General features: G+C 46.2%; 16 protein-coding genes. 3 read left to right on the plus strand and 13 right to left on the minus strand.

The window, feature by feature from the left end:
- Positions 1-92: 92 nt before the first annotated feature.
- The 3 genes from NV381_RS01855 to NV381_RS01865 form a co-directional block, all read right to left on the minus strand.
- Complete coding sequence (locus NV381_RS01855) at positions 93-1,469, minus strand: ABC transporter substrate-binding protein (protein ID WP_258211542.1); 1,377 nt, start codon at positions 1,467-1,469, stop codon at positions 93-95.
- Between the two features lie 120 nt (positions 1,470-1,589).
- On the minus strand, positions 1,590-3,212 hold the full coding sequence (locus tag NV381_RS01860; RefSeq protein ID WP_258211543.1) for a response regulator: 1,623 nt from the start codon (positions 3,210-3,212) through the stop codon (positions 1,590-1,592).
- A gap of 4 nt (positions 3,213-3,216) precedes the next feature.
- Positions 3,217-5,046, minus strand: a complete 1,830-nt coding sequence (locus NV381_RS01865; protein WP_258211544.1) for a cache domain-containing sensor histidine kinase — start codon at positions 5,044-5,046, stop codon at positions 3,217-3,219.
- A gap of 247 nt (positions 5,047-5,293) precedes the next feature.
- Here NV381_RS01865 and gerQ point away from each other — a divergent pair, with 247 nt between their 5' ends.
- Positions 5,294-5,725: a spore coat protein GerQ gene (gene gerQ, locus NV381_RS01870; protein ID WP_258211545.1), complete on the plus strand. Its 432-nt coding sequence runs from the start codon at positions 5,294-5,296 to the stop codon at positions 5,723-5,725.
- 279 nt (positions 5,726-6,004) lie between these two features.
- Positions 6,005-7,024 (plus strand): zinc-dependent alcohol dehydrogenase family protein, encoded by a 1,020-nt coding sequence (locus NV381_RS01875; RefSeq protein WP_258211546.1) that lies wholly within the window; start codon positions 6,005-6,007, stop codon positions 7,022-7,024.
- Here the strand turns inward: NV381_RS01875 and NV381_RS01880 are convergent.
- From NV381_RS01880 to NV381_RS01910, 7 genes are all read right to left on the minus strand, one after another.
- Entirely contained in the window at positions 7,021-7,998 is a 978-nt protein-coding gene (locus tag NV381_RS01880; protein WP_258211547.1) for a 2-hydroxyacid dehydrogenase, read from the minus strand. The genes NV381_RS01875 and NV381_RS01880 overlap by 4 nt on opposite strands.
- Before the next feature lie 175 nt (positions 7,999-8,173).
- Positions 8,174-9,343, minus strand: a complete 1,170-nt coding sequence (locus NV381_RS01885) for a mandelate racemase/muconate lactonizing enzyme family protein (RefSeq protein ID WP_258211548.1) — start codon at positions 9,341-9,343, stop codon at positions 8,174-8,176.
- A 53-nt stretch (positions 9,344-9,396) separates the two neighbouring features.
- Positions 9,397-10,293 (minus strand): dihydrodipicolinate synthase family protein, encoded by an 897-nt coding sequence (locus NV381_RS01890; protein WP_258211549.1) that lies wholly within the window; start codon positions 10,291-10,293, stop codon positions 9,397-9,399.
- A 66-nt stretch (positions 10,294-10,359) separates the two neighbouring features.
- Complete coding sequence (gene gucD / locus NV381_RS01895) at positions 10,360-11,817, minus strand: alpha-ketoglutaric semialdehyde dehydrogenase GucD (protein WP_258211550.1); 1,458 nt, start codon at positions 11,815-11,817, stop codon at positions 10,360-10,362.
- Positions 11,818-12,015: 198 nt separating this feature from the next.
- Positions 12,016-12,675 (minus strand): GntR family transcriptional regulator, encoded by a 660-nt coding sequence (locus tag NV381_RS01900; protein WP_258211551.1) that lies wholly within the window; start codon positions 12,673-12,675, stop codon positions 12,016-12,018.
- A 177-nt stretch (positions 12,676-12,852) separates the two neighbouring features.
- Positions 12,853-13,602, minus strand: a complete 750-nt coding sequence (locus tag NV381_RS01905; RefSeq protein WP_258211552.1) for a copper amine oxidase N-terminal domain-containing protein — start codon at positions 13,600-13,602, stop codon at positions 12,853-12,855.
- Between the two features lie 90 nt (positions 13,603-13,692).
- Positions 13,693-14,916 (minus strand): leucine-rich repeat domain-containing protein, encoded by a 1,224-nt coding sequence (locus tag NV381_RS01910; RefSeq protein WP_258211553.1) that lies wholly within the window; start codon positions 14,914-14,916, stop codon positions 13,693-13,695.
- 208 nt (positions 14,917-15,124) lie between these two features.
- Between NV381_RS01910 and NV381_RS01915 the strand changes: the two genes are divergently transcribed.
- Entirely contained in the window at positions 15,125-15,871 is a 747-nt protein-coding gene (locus NV381_RS01915) for a helix-turn-helix domain-containing protein (RefSeq protein ID WP_258211554.1), read from the plus strand.
- Positions 15,872-16,666: 795 nt separating this feature from the next.
- Here the strand turns inward: NV381_RS01915 and NV381_RS01920 are convergent.
- From NV381_RS01920 to NV381_RS01930, 3 genes are all read right to left on the minus strand, one after another.
- On the minus strand, positions 16,667-20,569 hold the full coding sequence (locus tag NV381_RS01920) for an S-layer homology domain-containing protein (RefSeq protein ID WP_258211555.1): 3,903 nt from the start codon (positions 20,567-20,569) through the stop codon (positions 16,667-16,669).
- Positions 20,570-20,587: 18 nt separating this feature from the next.
- Positions 20,588-24,133 (minus strand): hypothetical protein, encoded by a 3,546-nt coding sequence (locus tag NV381_RS01925; protein WP_258211556.1) that lies wholly within the window; start codon positions 24,131-24,133, stop codon positions 20,588-20,590.
- A 145-nt stretch (positions 24,134-24,278) separates the two neighbouring features.
- Positions 24,279-25,355 (minus strand): glycoside hydrolase family 88/105 protein, encoded by a 1,077-nt coding sequence (locus NV381_RS01930; RefSeq protein WP_258211557.1) that lies wholly within the window; start codon positions 25,353-25,355, stop codon positions 24,279-24,281.
- Between the last annotated feature and the right edge of the window lie 67 nt (positions 25,356-25,422).

Consider the following 25,422-nt stretch of genomic DNA (forward strand, 5'->3'; position numbering starts at 1 on the left):
GAAAAAAAAGAGAGCAGATCTCCTCGATGTTTCCAAAGAGGAGAACAACCTGCATCCCTGTGCATTCAATTTAATTCAAGTCTATTACAAAATTACTTTTTAAGCTGGCTGCGAGGATCGAAGTTAGGATCAACGACACGTTTGACGTTGCCGGCTTTTTCTTCATTGTTCAGTGCGTCATTGTATCGTTTGTTCAAATCTTCAATACCTTTTTCCAACGGAGTCAGGCCCAGAAGCGATTCGGAAATCACACTTTGCCATGGCTTGCCTTCCACTTTATGAACCGGATAAGCAGGCCACATGATATCATCCTTAGGTGCGAACTCTTTGAAGTTTTTGAGCGTTGGCTCTTTCGCCTTACTGATCACGCTAGGCACTACGCTAACACCTTTACCCTGCTCGTAATAAGGGACAAGCAATTCATCGCTATATAAGTAGTTCATGAACTCCCAAGCTTCTTTTTTGTTTTTGCTTTTTGCCGACATGTACAACCAAGATGCGCCGCCGTTAATGTAGTTGGCACCTTTAGGCGCTCCACCGTCCAATGTAGGAACCTGAGCTACGCCCCAATCAATTTTGGTAGGAAATTGGGAATCATATACGCCTGGCTCTGCGGAAAGCGAGAAGTACATACCAATCTTTCCTGCTGCAAACTGGTTGCGAAGCGGATCTATATCCAGAGATTCGTAGCCCGGTAGCATGCTTTTGTTGTCTACGATTTTCTTAATTCCTTCAACATATGGCTTCAATACTTCAAAGTCATATTTACCGGTCTTCCAGTCGTAATAGTCTTTGCCATCCAAACGAACCATAGGCAGAAGACCTCTTTCAAAAGCGGCCGAAGGTGTTTTCATATTCAACGCAAATCCGTATACACCATCAGCTTTGCCGGCTTCGGTAATCTTTTTCGCATCGTCCACAAGCTCGGCTACAGACTTCGGCGGTCCGCTTATTCCAGCTTTGGCAAACAGATCTTTATTGTAAATCAAGCGCCAAGTGGTTCCATAGTTGGGAAGGCTGTATGTTTTGCCGTCTATAGCATTCTGACGATCAACCTTGAGCAAGCTTTCCCCGAAACGAGTTTTGATATCAGGTGTCAAATATTCATCGAGCGGCTCAATCGCTTTCATCTTAACTAAATCTTCGAACTTGATCTTCATTTTTGCGTTAAAAATATCCGGTGCCTCATCAGCTTGAATCGCTGTTTGCAGCGCTTGCTCATAGTTATCCGTCATGATCTGCTGTTCAACTTCAATCTTGCCTTTATGCGTTTCATTGAACTTGTCGATTTTCTCTTTCATTAAATCCGTATCATGACGTGCATTCGTCCAATATTTCAGTTTAACGGGATGTCCGTTCGCCCCGCCGTTTGAGGAAGCCGAATTCGATGCAGCACCGCAGCCAGCAAGCAGGGATGAAGCCAATACCAATGCCAAGCTCGTCTTGGCAATCGTTTTTTTATTTTTCATGTTGTGTTAACCTCCCTTTGGTGTCCAAACTTATATTTTAAAGTATAGCGGAATGAAGCTGATTGGATAGGGAGGCATTTTTCGTTTCAGAGGGGGAATAATTACTCCTGATCCCTATTGTTATTTCATTCCAAGACGTTGCTCACGATACTCAGAGGGAGTAATACCAAGCTTTTTTTTGAAAATTTCACGAAAGTACTTCCGATCCAGATAGCCAAGCCGTTCCGCGATTTCATAAATCGGTATGCCTGCGTCCTCTAACCAAACCTTGGCCTTCTCCAGCTTCAAATCCGTAATGTACTCTACGAAAGTCGTACCGGTCTCGCGTTTAAACAAGCTGCTCAAATAGTTCGGGCTAACGCCAACATGATCCGCTACTTCAGACAATCCCACCTGCTGCAGCAATTGCTGCTGGATGAATGCCTTCGCTTCTCCTACAATGTTTTTAGTGCCCAATTGCATGTATTGTTTGACTTGCAGCGTCGCTTCATAAAACCATCCGGCCATCTGCTCCTGCAGCTCGGTCAAATTGGCATGCTCGCAAGTGTGATACCAAGTCTCGGGAGCATTGTTCCGCTCTTCGACCTGCACACCCACATCGAGCAGCAGACGTATCAGCATAGTAACCAGCTGTATGCAAGAAATTCTGAAATCGGCCGGCGTGCTTTCGCTACCCTTCAAAGCGTTAAAAAAAACAGCTACTCCCTCCGCCACCGATTCAACCTGCCCTCTGCGTATGAGTGTAAACAGCTCTTGCTCCTCAACAACCGGATAACCTGTGCGTTTCATCCGAAACGGCAGCAGATCCTCCACATGCATCACCTGGTTATTTCCGAAAAAGTAGATATGATCAATAGCTTCACAAGCTTCTTTATAGGCATCCGGCAATCCCGTGATCTCCGGGCAAGGCGAGCTGATTCCAATGGTGACCGTATGGTTGGAATACACCTCAATGGAGGATCGGCAATGCTCCGCAAATTTCAGCAACGAATCTTTGACTTCTTTGGATGACATCGACAAATCATAATTAACGAGGAGGGTCAGAATCCCCCATTCCGAATAAAAGGTAATGCCTGTCCCCCAAGCCGGCAGGCAGTCTCCAATTATATTTTCCACAACAAAACGGCTCAATTCGACCTCCTCAACGGAATTTTGGGAAATCGTTTGGAAGTCATCAATAGCTATAGCGAGTAAGGCAAAGTAATCGGAGCTCAACGGAATTTCAGCAAACTCCCATTTATCCTTGGATCGCACCAGTTTGTGATCACGGAAATGAACCATTTCATTCAAATATTGCTGCCGCAAAGCGGGTAAGCTTCGCCGGATCGTTTGTTGGAATCTCTGCTTTTGTTCATCCTGCTCCTTGACCTTCTTCAGCTCCAAAACTACCTTTTCCAAAATGACAGTCAGTTCTTTAATATCCACAGGCTTAAGCACATAATCCGATGCCCCAAGCGCCAATGCCTGCTTCGCATAATCGAATTCCTCGTAGCCGCTGAGCACGACAAACCGAATCGCGTGGTCATAGTCATGTCTCAACCGCTCCATCAGCTCAATCCCGTTCATATTGGGCATCTTGATATCCGTTACGACCAAATCCGCCGGTTCTGCATCAAATTTAGCCAGCGCCTCTTTACCGTCCAGCGCGATATCTACATGAGTAATACCGAGCTCCTCCCAAGAAATATGCTTGCGTATCCCCTGTACTACACTTTCCTTATCATCAACCAGCAACACTCTCATGGTTTCATTCCCCACTTCCATCCATTCGTATGCGTATTACAAAACGGGAGCCGGCGCCTAACTCGCTCTCCACATGAAACGATGCATGTCTCCCAAAAAAATACCATAAACGTTCTTTAATATTCATAATGGCGTAGCCTTCACCCGTTCTCTCAGCCCCATTCAGCCTTCCACTTGTTTTATCGTCCGTCAGCGGCCGGTTAAAATGAGCTACAAGCTCCGGTTCCATACCACATCCGTTATCCTCCACCTCAAGCACAATAACATGAGGTTCTTCCAACCGGCTTATCGCCCTAATGTGGAAATCCTTGTATTCATTTGCTTTGAAGGCATGAAGAACGCTATTTTCCGCAAGAGGCTGTAAAATAATTTTGGGTACCAGGAAGGTCCGGGTTCTGTCATCTGTATGGATCTCAAATGAAAACTGCCGTTTATATTGATAATTGACCAGCTTCAAGTATTGTTCCACATGCTCCATTTCTTTGGAAATTGGCGTTGCTTCCTCGCCGCGGTTCAAGCTAAGCCTAAAAAAACGCGACAATGACAAAATAATATCGGCTGCGGAAGTATCTTGAAATTCAAGTGCTTTCCAGTAAATCTCATCGAGTGTGTTGTAAAGAAAATGTGGATTTATTTGCGCCTGAAGCACCCGCATTTCCGCCTTGCGTTTCGCCTGGCTCTCTTCAACAACCTGCTTGAGCAGCAGCTGAATTTGATCCAGCATCTCGTTAAAATGGCTGCCCAGCTCTCCGATCTCATCCCGGTTGCTTGAGGTAAACCGCACGTCCAGCCTCCCCCGCTTCGCTTGACCCATCAGCCTCTGCAGCTTACGAACGGGATTAGTCACCATTCTTGCGATATATTTATTCAAAAAAAACGAAACCGCAAGCAAAATCGCAGTGAGCAGTATCGTAAAGTATTTGATGTAGGAGACCTTATCCATCAGTTGTTCCTTCGGTTGAAGCACCATCGCCTTCCAGCCCGGAATCGGGATCGACTTATGATTGACCAGGTACGTGTGCCCGTCGATATTCAAATCAAATGAGGAGCGTTCGGATTCCTGGGCGGCAATTGAAGCCTGTTGAAACAACTGCCGAGTCCACGGCTCCTGGGAAGATGCCAAAATCGGCTGCCCTTTTTCATCCAGGACCAGTGAAAAGCCTCCATTTACAAGTTGTATGCTCTGTAAATTATGTTGAAAGGTTTCAACCGTCAGTGTAATGACCATATAGTTATCCTGATTCAAATAATCGGTATCCGCCGCAGGACGGGTTACGAGACTAAGGACCTCTGCGTCCCCGCCAAAAAGCGGATCCTGCTTGGAATACACCCAGCGGTTGGTAGGTGAATTGCGAATCGCTTCGTAATAAGGCGTTTCCTTAAACGAGACATTCCGCTTGCCTCCGGGCATTCCTTGATAAAACTCACCTCTGGGCGTATACAAGTAAATACTGCGAATCGTACTGGAGGACAAACTGACATTGGAGAATAAAGAAAACATTTTATTGAACATCACGGAGTAGGTCTCATCTGATTTGAACTGGCTCCACTCAATCGTCTGCCGGAGCTCCACGCTGGAATTGATCAAATACAGCTTGTCTCCAATGCTTTTTAGCTCGTTATTAATATTCGATCCTAATTGTGCAACCGTTTGGTCCGCAGCATTATAAGCGTATCCCTCCAATATTCGGGATGTCTGATAAATTGAAAATGCCCCGGTTAGTGAAACCGCGAGCACAATAACGACGGAGGTCATCATAAATACTTTCCATTCCAGGCTAAAATCACGAAACCGCTGAACGGCGATCCGCTTGAACCGTTGCAACCTAAACATAAACCCACCTCTTCCTATCCTTTTGTAGCATAATCAGTAAACTTCGGAAAGGGTTAATATTTTATATTCCCGACTAGCAGTAGTAATTATTCCACCCTTTGGGAATCTCTGAACTGCAAAAAAACTATCATACAAGCCCTAATAAAAAGCAAAGCTTTTATTCACCAACCAGTGCTAATTGTCCAAGCGTTCATAATACTAATTAATGTAGAAGTATTTTTACTATCTTAAGGAGGAATTCGATAATATGATGAACAACCCTTACAGACCTGGGGGAGCCTACGGGGGCTATCCAGGGTACCCAGCTCAACAGGGAGGCATGCAGTATGGCGGACAAATGTCTCCTCCACCGGCAAGCGGTCAATTTATTTCTCCCACAGGTCAGGTTGCGCCAACGTCGATGCTGCCTATCGAGCAATCGTTTATTGAGAACATTTTGCGGCTCAATTTAGGAAAAATGGCAACACTCTACATGACGTATGAAAACAACAGCGAGTGGAATGCCAAAATATTCAAAGGCAGGCTCGAAGCGGCAGGAAGAGATCACATCATTATCAGTGACCCTACCACAGGCATGCGTTATCTGCTTCTCATGGTAAACCTGGATTATATCACCTTTAATGAAGAGCTCAAATATGCTTATCCTTATGGGCAGCAGCCTCCTCTAACGACACGTTAAGCTTGTTAAGCACGAACTAGCACAGTGATATTATTCAGAAAGCAAAGAGGAGGGCCGGTTGCGCCAACTCTCAAGAAACAAGCGCAATTGTCAAGGTTCGCGATGCAAGATAGAAGCAATTTTAGTTTCTGTTCACGTAAGAAAAGCCGTCACACTGTGACGGCTTTTGACTTGCACTTAACCTATTACCAAGGCAACTTGACCCTAAGACATATGTTATAATCAGCAATAGATTCTTTATAAGGGTCAAATCCAAACCAGTCAAAGGGGCAGTCCTTGATGCATACTTACGGCGCCATCCGGTACTATCAGTTCGGAAATCCAGCTGATGTGCTTCAGCTAATATACAGACGCGTCCTGAAGCCGGGGGCAGGCGAAGTGCTTGTTCGTATGACAGCTCGGCCCATCAATCCGTCGGATTTGATCCCTGTTCGCGGCGCCTACCCACACCGCATATCGCTGCCTTGCATACCCGGCTATGAGGGAGTCGGCATCGTAGAAGCAATCGGCCCTTCGGTTGATCCTTCACTTCTGGGAAAACGTGTATTGCCGCTGCGAAGCGAGGGGACTTGGCAGGAGCGAGTTGTTGCCTCATCTGAGCTGGTCATTCCGGTTCCGAATGATTTGGACGATGATATAGCATGCCAATTATATATAAACCCGCTAACAGCATGGGTTATTCTAACAGAAGCCTTGCGGCTGCAGCCAGGAGATTTTGTGGCAGTTAATGCTTGCGGTTCGTCAATCGGACGTATATTTGCACAGCTATCCGCCATTCTCGGCTATCGGTTAATCGCTATAACACGCAGTTCAAGGCATACCCAAGAGCTGCTGTCGCTTGGCGCATCACATGTTATTGATACATCGGATGCAAACACGCCTTCAATCCGCGAAGCTGTCCTTAGCATTACGGAAGGCCGGGGTGCAGCGGCTGCCATAGACAGCGTGGGAGGTGCTGATGGCGAGCAGCTGGCCTATTGTACCTGCACTCAGGGAACGGTCATCAGCATTGGACTTCTATCAGGCCAGCCTGTTCATTGGGGTGAAGTTTCACGAGCAAGCAAAACTGCCGTTCAGTTGTTTTGGCTGAGAAACTGGGTCCGTGATGCTTCCGTTCACACATGGCATGATACGTTCGGGCTGCTGATAGATTTGATTCAACAAAATCGTCTTCGCTTATCACGCATAAGTGAGCGGTACGAGCTTGCTCAAGTAAAGCAAGCTGTGATCGCGGCTGAAGCCCCTGCCAGTAAGGGTAAGGTTTTATTAGTCGATGCAGATAACAAATCCATAATTTAATAGATATTGATTTCAGGATTGACTAGATGTACGGGTCTTTCACCTGAGACGCCACGAACCAGATTTTCTGCAGCAAGTATCGCCATTTGGGTTCGTGTCTTAATGCTTGCGCTGCCGATATGCGGCATTGCTACAACATTAGGCAGCGTGAGCAGCCGATGATTTGGATCCAAAGGCTCCGTTTCAAATACGTCCAAGCCTGCCGCCCAAATCTGACCTCCTGTTAAAGCATCGTACAAGGCGTCTTCATTCACAATACCCCCGCGGGCCGTATTAATAAGGACTGAGGTATTTTTCATTCGTGCAAATTGCTCGCGGTCGATCAAATTAACTGTGTCAGGTGAATACGGTGTTAACACAACAATGAAATCAGATTGGCTCAGTAAAGTGTCCATATCGGCATAGGTCATGTCATAGGCTTGTTCAGCTTCAAGCTTTCTGGAACGGTTATAGTAAAGGAGCTTCATGTCAAACCCCTTCGCCCTCTTGGCGACAGACTCGCCGATTCTGCCCATACCGATGATCCCTAAAGTTGCTCCAAAGATATCCTGCCCCGTTAACTGCATCGGTGACCACGTTTTCCATTGACCGTCTCTTAAATAATTGGAGGCTTCAATTAATCTTCGGGAGGTGGCGAGCAGCAAGGCAAAGGTTAAATCTGCCGTCGTTTCTGTCAACACCCCTGGTGTATTAGTAACTGCAATGCTCCGCTTTGTTGCAGCCTCCACATCAATATTGTTATAGCCCACAGCCATATTACTGATGACCTTCAGATTAGGCGCCGCCTCAAGCAGCTGTTCATCAATCCGCTCCGTTAAGAGGCATAGCAACCCATCGGCATTTTTAAGCTGCTCCTGAAGCACTTCCCTCGGTACGGGCGTATCCTCTTTATCCCAAATAGTTACCTCACACTGCTGCTTGATTATTGCCAAAGCGGCTTCGGGAAGCTTGCGGGTTATGTAAACCTTATTCAATTACCTTCATCCCTTCCATTAGAAAATTATAAATTGTTTCGATTGGAATCGTTTACACTCAATGTATGTACTTTGCCTAAGCTTGTCAAGAGTCCCTTAATAAAATTGCAGCAAAAAACCGGACTCCCCTAATTCAGGAAATCCGGTCTGGTTTTGTTGCTCGCTCAAGTAGAGTTTACGCTTTGGTTTGTGCTGTGCGATCCTGCAGCTGATGTACGGAAATACTGCCCCAGCTCAAATCAGGCACTCTATATTTCTCAATCAAATCCCAATCCAGCTCCATCCCGAAGCCTGGCTTGTCGCGTCCCGGTACGAGCAAATATCCGTCCTCGTATTTCACCGGATTTTTCACAATGTCGCTGACGTACAGCTCAGGGCCGGTTGGATCGGAGGTGAAATTCAGATTAACAAGCGATGCTCCCAAATGAGCCATCGCAGCCGTACCAATGGACAGTTCTTGTGTGGTTCCAAGCAAGCAGCCCTTGCCTGACACTTCAGCAGCAGCAGCAGCCTTCCGCGCAGCAGTAAGGCCTCCAATAAAGATTGGTGAAATGTTAAAAATATCGACCGAGTCATGACGGATCATTTCATATTGCTGACGGAAGCTCCATACATGCTCGCTGATCGGATGATCCACTTTCAAACGGAAATGGTGAAGACCTTCAAAATCATTTTGCGCCGCTGGGCTCTCGATGAGCTGGAAATCGTATTTGGACAAACGCTTAGTCGCTTGCCATGCTTGCTTCCAGTCCAGCAAATGGCTGAAATCCAGCGATTTAATGATAACTTTGGAGCCGAATTCACTTTTGACTCCATCTAGGAAAGCTTCGTCCGCATCCAAATTTTTACCTACGTACAACCGGAAAGTGTCAAAGCCCTGCTTGAAGCGTGTGCGAACAACCTCAAGGTTCTCCTCGACTTCCTCCATAAACCGGTGCCTGAAGATAGGGTAACATACCTTGATTTTGTCCTTCACCCGGCCTCCGATAAAATCAGCAACTGAAGTATTCAGCAGCTTTCCTGCAAGGTCATGAAGGGCGGCATCTACACCATTGCGTACGAAATTGCCTTTTTCATAGTAGAACATCATTTCCGGAAAATTGCTCAGCAGCTCTTTGTTGATCAACGATATATCGAATGGATTTTTGCCGACCAGGATTGTTTTTAATACCGTTGTCAGGTCGTTAACATCCAGCGAGTATTGCGGAAGGTGGGAAAAGTCGGACATTTCTCCGATTCCAGTAACGCCTTCATCGGTCATAATTTCAACGATAACATGCTTGCTAACGAAGCCAGTATGTCTTGGAATGCCCACTACAGTTAATTTCAGGTCTGATATTTTCATGTTTAATGTCGCTCCTTTTAAGTCTCTATATGATACGGTCAGTCAAATAAAACCTAATACAATCCCCAGTCCTTCAACAAGTTAGTTACTTGCTTCACTTCATTCTCGTTCAAGAGGCTAATTGGCGGTCTGACGGCTTTGGAAGGCAATAATCCGAGCTGAAACATCGCTTCCTTCACGACAGTTACATTGTTACCTGTATTATATTTGGCTCTCAGATCTTCAAACGGTGCAACTTCCTCCCAGATCGACATCGCCTCTGCATAATTGCCTTCCCGCAAAGCATCCAGCATTTTGAACGGACGAATGGTTTCTACATTGACCAATCCAGATGTGAATCCGACAGCTCCTGCTGCGAAAAAGTAAGGCGCCCACATTTCTGCTGTGCCGCAAATCCATACGAGATCTTCCTTAACTCCCTGTACAGCTTTGGTGAAGGAAGGCAGATGGTTTACTGCATATTTCACGCCGATAACATTAGGCAGCTTGGCCGTTTCCTGAAGCACTTCAAGTGAAATTTGCTCACTGCGCACATAGAGAATAATCGGCAGCTTCGTGGAAGCAGCAATTTGTTTATAATATTGGATAAGCCCGTCAGCAAGCAGATAAGGATGAATCGGTTGGTGCACCATAAGTCCGTCTGCACCACATGCTTCCGCATTTTGTGCTAAGTCGCAGGCTGTTTTCACATCATAGCCGACACCTGCAATTACCAGGCTCCGTTTAGCTACAAGGCTCGTAACTACACGGGTAACCTCCTTCGCCTCATCTATGGTAAGTGCATAAAACTCGCCTGTGTTGCCGCAAGGGTATATAGCTTCAAGCCCTCTGTTCAGCAAAAAATTAATGTTATCATTCAGCGCAGGCCAATCAATTTCCAAGCTGGAGTCAAAAGGGGTTACGTTGATTGCGTTGATCCCCTTAATTTTTTCAATAACGTTGCTGTACAATATGTTCGCCGCCTCTCGGGGTATTATAATAGATGAATCCTAAATCTCTCAGTCCGTGATGTTATGCTACTGCTTTACAAATACGGTTTTGATCGATGTAAAAAACTCAATCGCCGCCTGTCCCTGCTCACGAGAGTGGGAGCTGGATTGCTTCATACCGCCGAATGGAGCTTGCAGCTCAACCCCTGCGCTTTCCGCATTGACTCTCACGAGCCCCGCTTCCATATCATTAACGAATGCGAGCATGTTTCCAATATTTTTTGTGAAGATAGATGCGCTTAAGCCGAACTCACTATCGTTCGCTGTCTGTAAGGCTTCTTCAAAAGTATCGACCTTGATCAGAGCCAGCACCGGACCGAAAATCTCCTCTTTGGCAATGGTCATATCCGGCTTCACATTATCGAACACAGCAGGCTCTACATAGAAACCCTCTCCTGTGCCGTCAGGCACTTTTCCCCCGAACAGAAGTGTAGCTCCTTCACTAATTCCCTTCTCCACATAGGAAAGCACCGTTTGCTGCTGGCTTTCGCTGGCGCATGGTCCCAACCATGTTTGCGGGTCCATGCCATCTCCAACCTTTAATTGCTTAACTCGCTCTACCAGCTTCTGTTTGAATGTTTCGTAAACGGCGCTTTGTACAATCACTCGGCTTGTTGCCGTACATTTCTGTCCTGTGGAACGCAAGCCGCCGCTTATCGTAGCTTCAACGGCCAAGTCGAGATCGGCGTCTGCTGCTACGATGACTGGATTTTTGCCGCCCATTTCCAACTGATACTTGGCCCCACGAGCAATGGCGCCCATGGCGATGCGCTTGCCTGTCGCATTGGAACCAGTGAATGTAATTCCGTTGATGCTCTTATGCTCAATGATGCCTTGGCCGATTTCACTGCCACTGCCTACAACCATGTTGATTACACCTGCTGGCAAATTCGCCTCATGGAAGCATTCCATGAGTTTAGCTGCTGTTACCGCTGTCTCGCTGGCCGGCTTAAGAATAACTGTGTTTCCATATATTAGCGCCGGTGCGATTTTCCAAATGGGAATGGCAACTGGGAAATTCCAAGGTGTAATGACGCCGACAACCCCTAACGGTACACGTGTCGTAAACATCAAGGCTTCGCTGTCGGTTGATGGGATAACATCCCCGACTTTGCGCATCCCCTCGCCTGCATAATACCTGAGAATGGCAATACCACGAGCCGTTTCACCCTTCGCTTCCGGGAACGTCTTGCCCATCTCGCGGGTCATCGTCTCGGCAACCTCATCCAGACGCTTTTCCAATGCATTAGCGATTTTGTACAAATATTCGCCTCTGGCTGCGCCGGACAGCTTGCGCCATGCTGTCGAAGCTTGCTTCGCAGCGGCAGCTGCATGATCCAGATCAACTCTAGAGGAACGTTGAATATAGCCTACGACCTCCGATTTGTTAGAAGGATTTATACTGGAATCCACTTCTCCGGTTACGGAAGACGTCCATTCCCCATTGATATAGTTTAAAGTTGTTTCTCCTGCCTGAAAGGCCATTACTAGACACATCCTTTTCCTGACTAAAGTTTAAGAAATATAATATCTGATATATCAGATATTGCCATAAGAAACCTTTGCCGTCAATACACAGTTTCGCTTCCAATTACTGTGTTGCTTGAATTACCTAATATGGCTGAATCAAGCATAAATATAGGCAAGGGTAAAATTTTCAAATATAAGTTAACATACTTTTATTTATTGCTTCTCCATTACAAAAGAAGCCGTTCTGCGAATATGATTGCGCATAGCTTCCTCCGCACCATCCGGGTCCCGCTGCATAATTTTTTCAAATACCAAATAATGCTCCTTGTAAGCCCGTTCCAGCTCTTGTGAATCAGACAATGCCTGCTTGCGAACAGCCCGGTCAAAGGCTCTAACCGCGTTGATTTGCTGAACAATATAGTCGTTCTGGGCGATATCCAATATCTTATTGTGGTAAGCCTCATTCAATTCATACAAAAGAGCCCCATTATCCTCCTGGGTAGCCTTCTTTATCTTCTCCATATGCTCTTCCAGCTCTGTAATTTCCTGATCGGAAATTTTAATAGCAGCAAGCCTCGCAGCTACCCCTTCCAGCGCAGATCTTGCCCAACTGATTTCCTCAATAGAGCTCATAATTTTATTCGACACAAATGTCCCGATTCTAGGTTTAGTTATAACAAGGCCTTCCTGATCCAGACGGCGTAAAGCCTCTTTTACAGGCGTAGTGCTGACACTGAAGCTTTGAGCGATATCCCGCTCCTTCAAATGCGAGCCCTGGGCAATAGTGCCGGATAAAATGGCTTCTTTTAAAGTTTCATAAACCATATCCCGGATTGATAGTGCTTTGGAGCTTATATCTACACGGTATTGCATTGAATTTCTCTCCTCAAAAAGTATATTACTACCGCATATCACTAGTAAAAGCCAGTCGTGATATATCAGATATCTTATGCCGATCATATCAACCCGATTATTATATGTCAATCCATGAATCAATAGACGGACATAATAAAAGCGACCCTCAACCGAGAGCCGCATTACGAACAAACTCTATTCAATTCCTGCAAGCGTCACATTGTAGAAAGCTCCATCCGTTTCTATACTATTCGCGTTAGCGTTTTTATTGTAAGTTTGAATTTCCAGAATCTCAACCCCGCGAACGTCCACACTCACCTGAACCGGGTCATTCCCTGCAACGGTTTTAAACGATTTAATAAGCGTTTTGTTTCCTTTCTTGTCCACATTGTAGAAGCTAATTCCGCCTGCATTAGTATTTCCAAGATTGGTATAAGGAACTACAAGCTGGCCGTTTATTTGACTATAATTGGAATGAAGCATATAAGTGAAGCTCTCATAGCTGCTAAAGCGATTGAACGGTGTAATTTTTTTGTCAAGTATATTAAAAGCTGCACGCTCTTCTTTAAAAACATAACTATCCTTATCGTTGTAGGTCTTCACTTCTTTAATATCCGTTTGAGCCGCTACAGGCGCTTGTCCCACATAGATCGATGAAGTGTCGCCATCCCATTTCACTTCCTTCTGATTATTCGTTAGGGCATTCGACAATGCTCGCAGAGGAAGATAGGTCGTGCCATCATAAATAAACGGTTCAACGATTTTGCCATCACTATCGGTAGGTTTAATTAATTTACCATCAACAAATAGCTTGAGTCCGCCTTGCACTACATTAATATTCGTAAGCTTTCCATCTGCAAAAGCAGTACCTACCGATGCCAGCAGGGCAAATATGCAAGCCCCCATTACAAATCCTTTAAGCTTATCCCGATTTAATTTCAACATATAGCATAACTCCTTTTAAAATAATTTTGTGATAATCGAATAACAACCTATCGTCTGCAAAACCGGTCTTCATTTTCAATAATGATTAATTCACATCGGCGATACGGAAGCTAATTCATATTTTTTGGCTTTCAGATAGCTTAATCCTCCGCCCTCCGACTTAAATTTGATAACCTGATTGGGGCTAATCTTCCCAGCTACCTTGGAGTAGGCTTTTCCCACCTGCTTATTATTTTCATCATAGAGGTTAAGCGTTATTTCCACATAGTTCCAATCTTTTTTCGTATAATTTTTAATCTCGCCATAAATTTCATCCACGTAATTGTTAAAGTATTTGGCATCCAGACTCACCATCACCGGATTGAACACTGACTCCCACTTATTGGGTGTGGTTTTGGATGAAGTCTCCTTTTTATCTGATAACGGTGGTGCTGCTGGAGAAGCTGGCGCTGGTGCCGGATTTTGGCTGGATGAAACAATGGTACAGTTCGGCAATGCTTTCTTAAGAGCTTCTAAGTCCGATGAACGAATCTTGTTATCTGTTAGCTCAAGTTTGGTTAAATTCGTCAAGCTCTGCAAAGCACTGACATCATTAATTTTGTTACTTGATAACCTGAGTATTTTTAGCTGAGTTAAGCCTTTCAACGTACTAATATCGCTTATTTCATTATTATATAAATCAAGCGAAGTTAAATTAGTTAAGCCTCTTAAAGCGTTGATATCGTTTATTTTATTCCCCGATAGGTTAAGCTCCGTTAACTGGGTTAATCCCTGCAGGGCAGAGATATTGCTTATTTCGTTCCAAAATAATGAAAGCTTCTTCAAATTTATTAATTCTTTTAACGGAGTTAAATCCTTGATGCTGCTATTGATCTCAAGTACCGACAAACGGCTTAACTTGGCTAAAGGGGTTAGATCGCTAAATTCATTCCTGTTCTTGGCATCCATTAAGGCAAATCGGGTTAAATAAAGCTCCTCTAAATTAGTTAATTCTCTTAGCGGATTAATATCTTTTAATGGATTATCGTTTAAAACAATTTTTTTCAAATTAGTTAAATTTTCTAGCCCTGTTAATTCTACAATATTTTTCTGAGATGCCCTCAATTCTGTGAGTGTTTCCACGTCCTTCTTACGTACTTCTCCTGTTGGGCGTTTAAGCTCTTCTCTAATTATGGTATCCAGAGCTTGATCCTTGAAAATCACAGTTTGGTCTGCCTGCATACTCCTGTTCTCAACTTGTTTGGGAGCGCCTGCAGAACATCCCGAAGCTGATACTATTACACTGCTTAATAGTATGATTATGGCCTTTTTCAACCGAATCCCCCTTAACCTATGAACATTATGACTAATTCATTAGTCTGTTTCAGGTCGTTTACTTTTGATATTCATAATAAGCAAAGACTTACCAAATGTCTGTCGACTTTACGTCACATTCGCACTAAAATGACATATTCCACAACTTTAGACCTACCCTTTCGACAATAAATCGTTTAAACTGTATATGTTTGGAGGAGATGCACAGGTGTGGGACATAAGGTCAGAATTTGGTACGAGGGTCAAAGAGCTGAGATCGCGAAGCGGCATGTCGCAGGAGCTGCTAGCTCATCGGTCAGAGTTGGATCGCACATACATAAGTGGGGTAGAACAAGGGCAACGAAATGTAAGTTTGGTCAATATCCAGCGAATTGCTGAAGCTTTGAATGTTTCGATAGAATATTTATTTTCAGGTGAACGCTTTTCAACAAGCCCTGCTTATCAAAAAAAGGACTTTGCACTGCCTTTTCTAGAGCGCTTCAAATATGAGATTGATTCCGAAAAAAAGATTTTGTCCTTTCAAGTGTATGGATTACTTACCGGAGAAAATGTGGATTACATGGCATCTACATTACTGGGGATTTGTTCAGCCTTTGGTCAAGGTCAATTAAACGTGTTTGTGGATCATCGTGAAATGAAGACTGCGGATGGAGAGCCTGCTGTCTACTCTCTAGAAGTAGCAGAAAGAGCCGTAATATTTCAGCAAGGGTTAACTACCTACAGTAATAAAGTTGTTCTCTTATGCAATTCAGAGTTCATGGTTCAACAGATGAATCATGTCACAACGGCTAGTGGTATAAACGATAAGTCCATCCATCTCTATGGCCAGGACCAGAACATGATCAGCAAAGCCTATCAATTGTTGGATATTAATGGAAATGAACTTATTAAGCCTATAAAAAAAGCATCTGATCGAAGCCATTTCGTGGAAGATACATTCGTGTCTAAATTGTAGCTTTTCTTGCAATATCAGACTTCTTCAGCTCCGCTGAAAACTTATCAAGTCTGATATTATAGAATAAAGAGGCTGTCCCAAAAGGGTATCAGTGAATGAATCAGCCCCAAATTATGAACAAATACGCCTCCAAAACCACTATGTAAGCGGAAATGGAAGCGTCTTTTTTGTAGGGAAAATCCCCTCAGAGTGGGGGTTTGAAAATCCAAAAATGAGTTCGGCCGCTTTTTGGATGTCGCTTAAGTGATGGGGCGAGAAGCGATGTTCAAAGGCTGCTTTCAATCTAGAGGAGACCAGGATTTGTCGGGCGGCTGCGGAAAGAAAAGAAATAGAGGGAACTCCTCACGCTAATCCAGCGTCGATATCACCTTAAATCAATCTAACTGGAAAAACTAACTCTAATAGAGGGACTATGGTGGATATCAGCCAAAATACGTAGAATTAGCATGAGAAATTCCAGCTATAAGACTTGGTACGCTATTTTCGGAGTAACTAACTTGACATTTTCCTGATAATAGCTTAGAGTGCGCAAGACTGCCATGCAATGCCGTAACCGAACCATGAACCATGAACCACGAACCCGATACCCGCGATTAGCACGCGTTGGAAAGCTACCTCATCTTATGCGTCACTGAATACACAAGAGTGTGTAAAAGAGCCTTCAACTATTAAAGTGGAATTGAGGGCTCTTTTGCAACCATATATTCAGGATAAAATGGTGGAGGGGTTGTCTCAAAATGTCTTTTGGGACAGCTCCTTCTCGTTTTAATAGATGGACCTGCAGCTTGTTATCGGTTATTGCAATAGGCCGAGCAAATTCGCAAGGGCCTGAGCGGTTTCTGCCCTATTCGTCCACAGAGTCGGTTGGAATTCGCCGTCCCCCGTACCATTCAGCAGTCTTGCTGAGGCAGCTGCCTGGACGGCTTCAATTGCCCAGCTCGATACTTTGTTTGCATCCGTGAAGCTGCTGCTCGAATCAGCTTGCAGCTTTTGTCCCTTGGCAGCCACTTCATAAGCTCTTACCAGCATGACCGCCATTTCTTCTCGGCTTAGCTTATCATCGGGAGCGAATGTTGCAGCCGTACGGCCTCCAATAAGCTTCGCTTCATAAGCTGCCGCTACAGCTTCCGTATACCATGCATTGGACGGTACATCGTTGAAGGGCAAGGCTGCAGCAGCTTTTGCAGATAATCCTAGAGATCGGACAAGCAGCGCCGCAAATTCAGCACGGGTTGTAGATGCTGTCGGTGCAAAATGCTCGGCATCTATGCCATTGACAATGTGTTTGGCCGAAAGTACGTTTACGGCATCAAATCCCCAATGTCCGGAAGGCACATCTATATAGGTTTTATTGTATTCCAGCACCGTATATACGCTGAAATGGCTTAGTTTCACAGTGATTTGTTTGTTCACAGCATCAATACGCCCACCTACATATTCCCACTCCTTAGTTTGCTCGTTAAGGTAGTAGACACCAAGCAGCTGTTCTTTAAGACCTGAGCTGCCAACATAAGGAATCTTTATCTCAATAGGCTCATTGAAGAAAGGCAGTTTCTTCTCCACGCCATCCTTGGTAAAAATAGACAGCTCGAACCGCAGCACTTCGCTCACTGATTTTACGAGAGCATCCTTAGTTTTTAACGCTGAAGCTGCCATGCTTTCTGCAGATTGCTTATCCATAGCGCTTAGTATGAATGAAATCTGTGCATCCTTAGCCGCCGCTTCACTTCCAAGTAGTGCTGTTAATGACTTTAATATATCAAGCGGAATGCTCACAGTCCCTTTCTCTGATTGAATTTCAAGCTTACCGCTTTGCGATTTCAAAGCATTAATAGCTTCGACCGGCAACATTAACTGCTTCTTGCCAATTCCCATCTCTAGAACAAACTTACCGTTGATATCCGGCTTCAGATCAGTGAGTTTCACATTTTGCTTATCTTCCGATTGAGGTCCAACTGGAGCACTTCCGCCTCCACCGTTGGAATGGTTAGAAGAATACGTAGATGTAAGTACGCTGATTGCCGCTCCTTCCGATAAGTTGCCTGCTGCATCCACAGCCTTAACAACAAAAGTGTAAGAAGTGCCTGGCATCAGGCCTGTGAGTGTATAGGTCAATCCTGTTACTGTTGCTGCTGCCGCTGTTCCATTGTTTACATATACTTTATAACCCACAACACCAACATTATCCTTTGCTTCTGTCCAGCTTAAGCTGACGCTGGTTTGAGTCTTCCCGCTTACGCTTACAACGGGTGCACTTGGTGGGATGGTGTCAAGCGGTGGAGCTGACGAATCCGTCTTCACGCTTACTTCATTACTCGCTTTTATATTACCTGCTGCATCCACAGCCTTAACAACAAAAGTGTAAGAAGTGCTTGGCATCAGGCCTGTGAATGTATAGGTCAATCCTGTTACTGTTGCTGCTGCCGCTGTTCCATTGTTTACATATACTTTATAACCCACAACACCCACGTTATCCGCTGCTTCTGTCCAGCCTAAGCTGACGCTGGTTTGAGTCTTCCCGCTTACGCTTACAACGGGTGCACTTGGTGGGATGGTGTCGCCTCCAGCTGGAGGCGGTTCCGAGTCAAAGGTAGCCGTAACACCAGTTAATGCGGCTTGGACTATGCTATTGCCTGCCAGAGCAGCAGCTGCAGTACCGCTTATTTGCAGCTGTGTATCTTGGCTTGCATTCAGAACTTTGAATTTCAGCGTTGCATAAGGCTTGGCTCCACTAGCAGCATCCAATCCAATGCGAGTAGCCGCATACGCAATGTGGCTTCCCTGTACCGTTACACTTCTAAAGCCTGTCAGCTTACCGTCAACGTTGACAAGGCTGGCTGCATCAATCTCTATCACATCTCCTTCGAAAAGCTCTGTTGCAATTCCCTCTAGCTTCAACACAGTAGGATCAAAATCAAAGCCAGACTGGATCCCATATACCGGATCGGCCCCCAAAGCCCACAAATGAACCTGTAGACTGCCTTTACCAGTGCTAGGAACAATTACTTGAGAACTATAGCCGGTTGAGCTCACTGTTACATTAGCTACAGCACGGCTCTGTCCGTATACAGCTGTTATAACCGTCGAGCCGTCCTTCTTGCCCGTTACTTTACCTGCTGCATCTACCTCCGCAACCGCTGGATTAGAGGAGCTGAAGCCGGCTAATCCGGAAACATTAAGTTCAGAACCATCGGGGGCCTGAAGAAGTACGTTCGTTTGACGGATAGTGCCTGGCTGCAGCACGTAGCCATCTGAATCCAGTTTCACCGAACTGACAGCCACATTAGAGGATACAGATTTACCGCCGTAAGTAGCTGTGATTACGGAGGTACCTGCGGATACTCCTGTTACCGTACCCGCGCGATCTACCCAGGCAACAGATGAATTGGTGCTCATGTAAGCAGAAGATAAAGATACATCTCTAACGCTTTGATCCGAATAAACGGCTGAAACAACCGTTTTATGTGAGGCGCCAGCATGTAAACTGTATACGCCTGTATCCAATTGGAGCTTTGTAAGCACAGGAATTACCGTCACTGTAGCCGATGCCGATTTCCCCCCATAAGTGGCTGTGATTACAGTAGTTCCCGGACTTTTGCCGGTAACAAGTCCTGTTCCACTAACCGTAGCTATGGACGGGTTATTCGAAGAATACCCCGCAGCAGCTGTGACATTTCTCAATCCATTGGAATAAACAGCTGTTACTACAGTCGCACGCTCGGATCCATGCTGAATGCTATAGACTTCTGCATCCATCTGCAGGCCATTAAGCACCACGTCACTAGCGACTTCAATGATTGTTGAAGTGGTTTTTCCGGCATAATGGGCGGTAATGACCGCAGACCCGATGCCTTTGGCCGTTACAACCCCTTTGGCATCCACCTGGGCTATCGCCGTGTTGGAGGAATCATACCAAGCTGCCTTTGTAACATCGCCGCTCGTTCCATCCGGATAGTTGGAAGTTACCTTGGATGTATGAGTATGGCCAATCACAAGCCCATATGGGGCTTCCAGCTCTATAGTAGTTGGCACCTCAGTTACTCTCAAGTCATCGAAGGAGACGGTTCCAACCTGATTAGAGCCAATGGCAAAACGAATATACGTTAATGGACTAGCTCCAGTAGTCCTAAAAGAAAACTGGGATGCCACCAACTTACCGTCAACATACATATCAAACTTGCTTGTATTCGTGTCCAGCACAAGCTGAATTTGATACCAGGTACCCGCTGTGAAAGCTTGCAGCTTGGCATTGGTCGTACCGTTGTAAGCCTTTATGCTGCCTGCATCCAGAGAGATATTGACGCCTGTCTGAGTAGCGTTATTAATATAGGGAGCCGACTTATTACCCTCAACCTCATCGCTCTTAACGCGATAATCGACAACAAGTTGACCGGTTAAGCTAATATTTTTGCGATCCGCATTTACAGTGCCAGTCATATTAGTTTTTGTAATTTTGACACTCTTATTATTGGCATTACTGGCATCCTCCTCGACCATCACCGAACCTGAAGCCGTTGTAGTGCCCCAATTCGCTCCGCTCAAAGTGCCCGACGGATAATTGTCGAAGCTCTCATCCACGGATAATGAAGACGGTACAGCTCCAAATACCACTGAAGACGCACCTGTAACTACAGACAGCAGAACCGCGATCATTAGCAGCATGGCAGCTGCCATCGGAAATTTTATTAAATGTCTCATTGAACCAAGCCTCCTTCCTTATTGTTTATTGATGTACAGCCCGAGCAGAGACAGATCCACAATGGAAATGATCCCATCTCCGTTCAAATCGTACAGATAAGGGAAATTCACTCTATCGTTAGCCAGGGTCTTGCCCTGCTCCTTCCACAGATTAGCCAGCTCAGAGGCTGCAGCCGGATTGCCGTTGAACCGAATCATCCCTGCTTGCTTATCAATAAATAAATCATTGCCTCCGCTTAGCACCAACTTCATACCCTCATCCTCAACGGTAATAGCCTGCAAAACATCGCTGCGTGTAGAATAAGTCTGCACAGGAGTTACGGAAAAGCTGCCCGTCTCACTATCAGGAGCATATTTGGCCACAAAATAAACCCATTCTCCAGCCTTGTAAGCAGCGGGAGCTGCCGAATCGGTCAGCTTGACCATAAACTTATCCGAGTTAGCAAATTGAACAATAACTCCGTTATTATCAGACGTTCTAACATTTGTCGGATCCCAGAGCGCCTTCGAGTAAAGATCATCCATAACCTTGCCGTTAGTTGTGGTGAATCCGGCGTTCAGTTGGTTAATGTCAGCGCTCGATAGCCATGTTGGCTTTGCCGTACCACCCGCAGGCGCGTTAACAACCTTCAAGCCCGGCCAGCCGTTTATTTGGGCCTTGCCAGCACGAACTTCACTAGCCGAAGCCTCTCCCGAATCTTGCGTCAAATCAAGCAAGGGAGAGCCATCGCTTGCATATATTCCATTGATCCGCACCATGTTAGGGTCGATGCTGCCAGGCACATAGGGATAATCGGGTACTGACATATAAGGCAGACCAATCAACTGATTCAGCGATTTGTAGCTTTGATCGGAGCTGAATTGTACCGCCAATACATTATAGAGCGACGTTCCGTTAGTAATGTAATACTGCTTCGTAACGTTCGAAGTAGAAGTGGTGACACCCGTATCTTTGCGAACATAATAGTTAGGCGTTGCCATATTCGAGGTCGAAGCTTTCACATCATCGTATAGCCACTGATCATTGCCATCTTTAAAATACATCCCCATAACCCGATCAATCTTAGGTCCCGTTGGGGTTACAGTACCGGAATCAATCAAATTTTCAGTAAAATCGGTTCCGGATACGGAGATTGTCAGAGGCTGCCGGTTATCATTTTTGAAATAAGCCGACACTTTGCCTTTACGGAAAGTATAGTCCTCCAGCTTCTGCTGCTCAGTAGAAACCCATGTGTATTTTTGCAGCATATGGTGCAACGCTATTGGACCGTGTACCGCAATATGACCCAGATTGGCCGTTTCTCCGTAGGATGGAATTAAGGCACTCGGGCCTTTGATCAAAAAACGCCCCAAATCCGAATTCAACTCTTGAGCCCAATACGATAAGCCTGAAAAGTTACCCATGTTAAAGCTGGAGCCGCCGCCCTCGTTATGCCGCGAGCCTGCGAAAATCCAACCATCGGCAGAAAGCCGCGAGTTGAAATATTGTGCCATTTCCATGCCATCCGCATGAATGATGCTTTTGAAATCCTTAAAGCCAGCATCCTGATCGGGAATCTCATTGATAATTTCAGCCAAATCGCTCAGTGATACGCCTGCGTAGCTAACATCAAACCCGTTTACCTCATAAAAAATATGTTTGCCATCCACCTCCTGCCGTGCCTCTTTCCGAAACCCTCCTTCATTCGGCAGGTTCGTTCCAGGAATTCCTTTTGTATAATAATCATAAATTTCGTTTTTCAGTGCCTGATCGTCATACAACACCGCCAACTCAATACCACCCAACAGCGCTACAAGGGCTTGGTTCTGCGATTTTTGCGTGCTGAATTTGGTTACCCGGGTTAGCCATTTCCACATGGAATAAGCCTTTTCCTTGCCCTCAGCCAGCTGCTCCGTCGTGAACAACTCTTGACCATATTTCAACGTGCTCGCCAAATTATGAAGACCAAATGCAGTTGTCGGATAGTCTGCACCCGTTGTGCTCCCGCTGACATAATACGGCACATAAGCTTCTCCACTATTCTTCGCACCTGTCAAAAGCTTATCCGAATTAGCCGGATTATCAATCGACTGAACACGGTTATGTAAATAGAAATCGAGAGCTTTCCTTGCTTGCTTAGCTAACAGCTCATCCGTTTTACCCGACAGCCTCCACATATATGCAAATATGCCTGCAGCTCCAAAGCCCGCTTCTGTGCTGCTGTTTTGTTGATCCATACCGATAAACGATGCATTGTCAAAAATAACGGTTCCCGCAGCCTGATCCAGCATCAACTCAAAAGTCATCGTGTAGGTCGGATATTCCGCATCAAAAATACCGCTTAGTTCTTTCCAGCTTCCTTCTGTAGCACTGCCATAAAATATTTTGCTGCCCACTAGCAGCCCATCTTTATCGTTATAGCTGATTTTTGCTGCCACTCCACGTCCGTCTGCTGCCGTGAATCCAGGCAATGTTTTGTACTTGACGGAAAATACCCGATAGTCGCCGCCAAATTGCCGTGTTCCATTAGATGAAGCCTTAGCCAGCATACTAACCGAAGCGACTGTACTTATCGAAGAAGAAACGATCTGCGCCCCTTTACCCGACAAACCGCTGGAGGTCTTTTGATCTATCGTCGCCTTAGTTCCATTCAGTTGATTCTCTGTCCAGGCAGGCGTTGCATCGAAATTAGCATTCGGAATCGCTGCCGCTCCTTTGTTCCCGACCTGAACGCCAGCTGATCCGGCTGCTGTGGAAATCGATGTATCTAATCGCATCAGTCTGACGCCATCCCAGTAGACCGTTCCTGACGCTCCATCCAAGCCGGCTTCCACAATAATGCTGTCTGGCTGCACAGAGGGTACTGTTACCAAACCGCGAATTTCCGTCCAATCCTGTGTACCTTTGCCACCGCCACCTTCAGTAAATACATAAGGGACTTCAAGCACGGTACCGTTGGCATCCTTAAAGGAAACCTTCGCGTACACACCTTGGCCAGAACCGGTTACCTGCTCCTTTTTCACAAAAGCGCTAAACAGCATCAAACTGTTAGGCTTTAATGTTACAGTCGCTGGAGTCACATAATCGACCAGTACGTTGAGCGGATTCGCAATGGTTTGTGTTAGAACACCGCCGCTCTCTGATAGCGCTTCCATTTTGACCATTCTTGCAGCTTCAAAAGCAGCTTGCACATCATTTACCCAAGTGAATTGTGCTGCTCCTGAATAGCTCCAGCTATCGGGTGCTCCTGCAGAAGAAGTCCCTGCTTCAAAGCCCATATTCAAAACAATGTTACCAGTCAAAAGGTTTCCGTTGCTGACAGTCACTTTCTGCGGAAAGTTATCTGTTCTACCGTCTGGCTGTTGATTGGCGAGCAGATTGGTTTTGAAAAAATTCAGTTGTTTTTCCGCTGCGTTTACATTCGGGTACACTCGGTCTACTCTATCCAAAAAAAGATTCGCATCCGGCGTGATGGTTACAGCCGCTGCAGCTGACACGCTTGTAAAAGCGGATAGCGACACCAGCATTGCGAGTATGGCCGCTCCCCAAGATTTCCGTTTTCCAGCTATTTTCCCTTGTTTCATCTTATTTTCCCTCCCGTATACATGTTTATGAGTACAGAAAATCAAGGGGAAGTAAACAGCGGCTCCCCCCAATTGTAAGTATTAAAAAAAGGCTTTCACTAAAATCAATCTTTTACACTGGCTGGAAAACCTGCCTCTAGTTTGTTTAAATCTCATTTTCGTGGGAATCAAGCTGCTCACTGATCAGCAGCAGAGCCAATGCTTGCCCATACGGTGTTGGCGTAATCTTCACTTCGTTGTATGCTTCCACCGTTGGCATAACCGGCGTGCCGCCGGACACCCCATGCACGGCGCCGTATACATCGACGTGGATCATGACCGCGTCGGCCGCCTTGCGCACGGCCTCGCGAAGCTCGGCCTGCAGCGCCGCATCGGCGATCAAGCCGCTGCGCAGCGCAAGCGCAAAGCCGTAGGCGATACCCGCCGTCGCCGACGTCTCAAGATAAAAGTCCGGCCGGTCCATCACGGTATGCCACATACCGTTAGCTGTCTGAAGCCGGACCAAGCCCTGCACCAGCGCCGTATACCGCTCGCCCACTTCGGGCGGGATATAAGCCAAATGCTTCACCTCGGCGATGATCTCCGGCACGCCGAAAGCCACCCAAGCGTTGGCGCGGCCCCAGCGCGCCGCCGACATGTGGCTGCGGTGCAGCCCATCGAAGCCATGGAACAGCACGCCCGTCGCCTCATCCTGCAGAATCTGCAGATGAACGACGACCTGCTTCACGGCTTCCTGCGCCATCGCCTCGTCGCCAGTCAGCGACGCCAGCCGCGCCAGGAACAGTGCGCCGACTACCAGCGTGTCGGCCCACAGCTGCTCCGGGAAGTCGACGCCTTCGGTCACTGTGTGCTCGAAGCCGCCTTCCTTCGTCCGCGGCGCTTCGTGCATGAGCCACTCGCCGTGCTCACGCACGAGCGGCATCCACTCCGCCACGGCCTCCGGCTCGCTGCGCAGCATTTCCGTCAGCGCGGCGAATGGCGCTGTCGAGTTAATGACGCGCTGCTGCGCCGCCTTGTGGCGGTTGTCCTGCATCCAGCGCCACAAATATTCGCGAACCTCCTTTGACTGACCGATCACTTCGCCATACTTCACCGCGGCGACCAGACCAACGCCTGGCTTCCAGTCCCAATTGTACATGTTGCGCTGCCAATCGCTCTCAGGTGCGGTGACCATATATTCGTATACCTGTTGCGCCTTGCTCAACAATCTTTCTCTGTCCATCCTTATTGCAACCTCCCAATAGTTTCGCTTCAGCTAGACTCGCAGCGTAAACACATATTCTGCGTTC

This window comes from Paenibacillus radicis (ex Xue et al. 2023) (assembly GCF_024722015.1).
Classification (GTDB): domain Bacteria; phylum Bacillota; class Bacilli; order Paenibacillales; family NBRC-103111; genus Paenibacillus_S.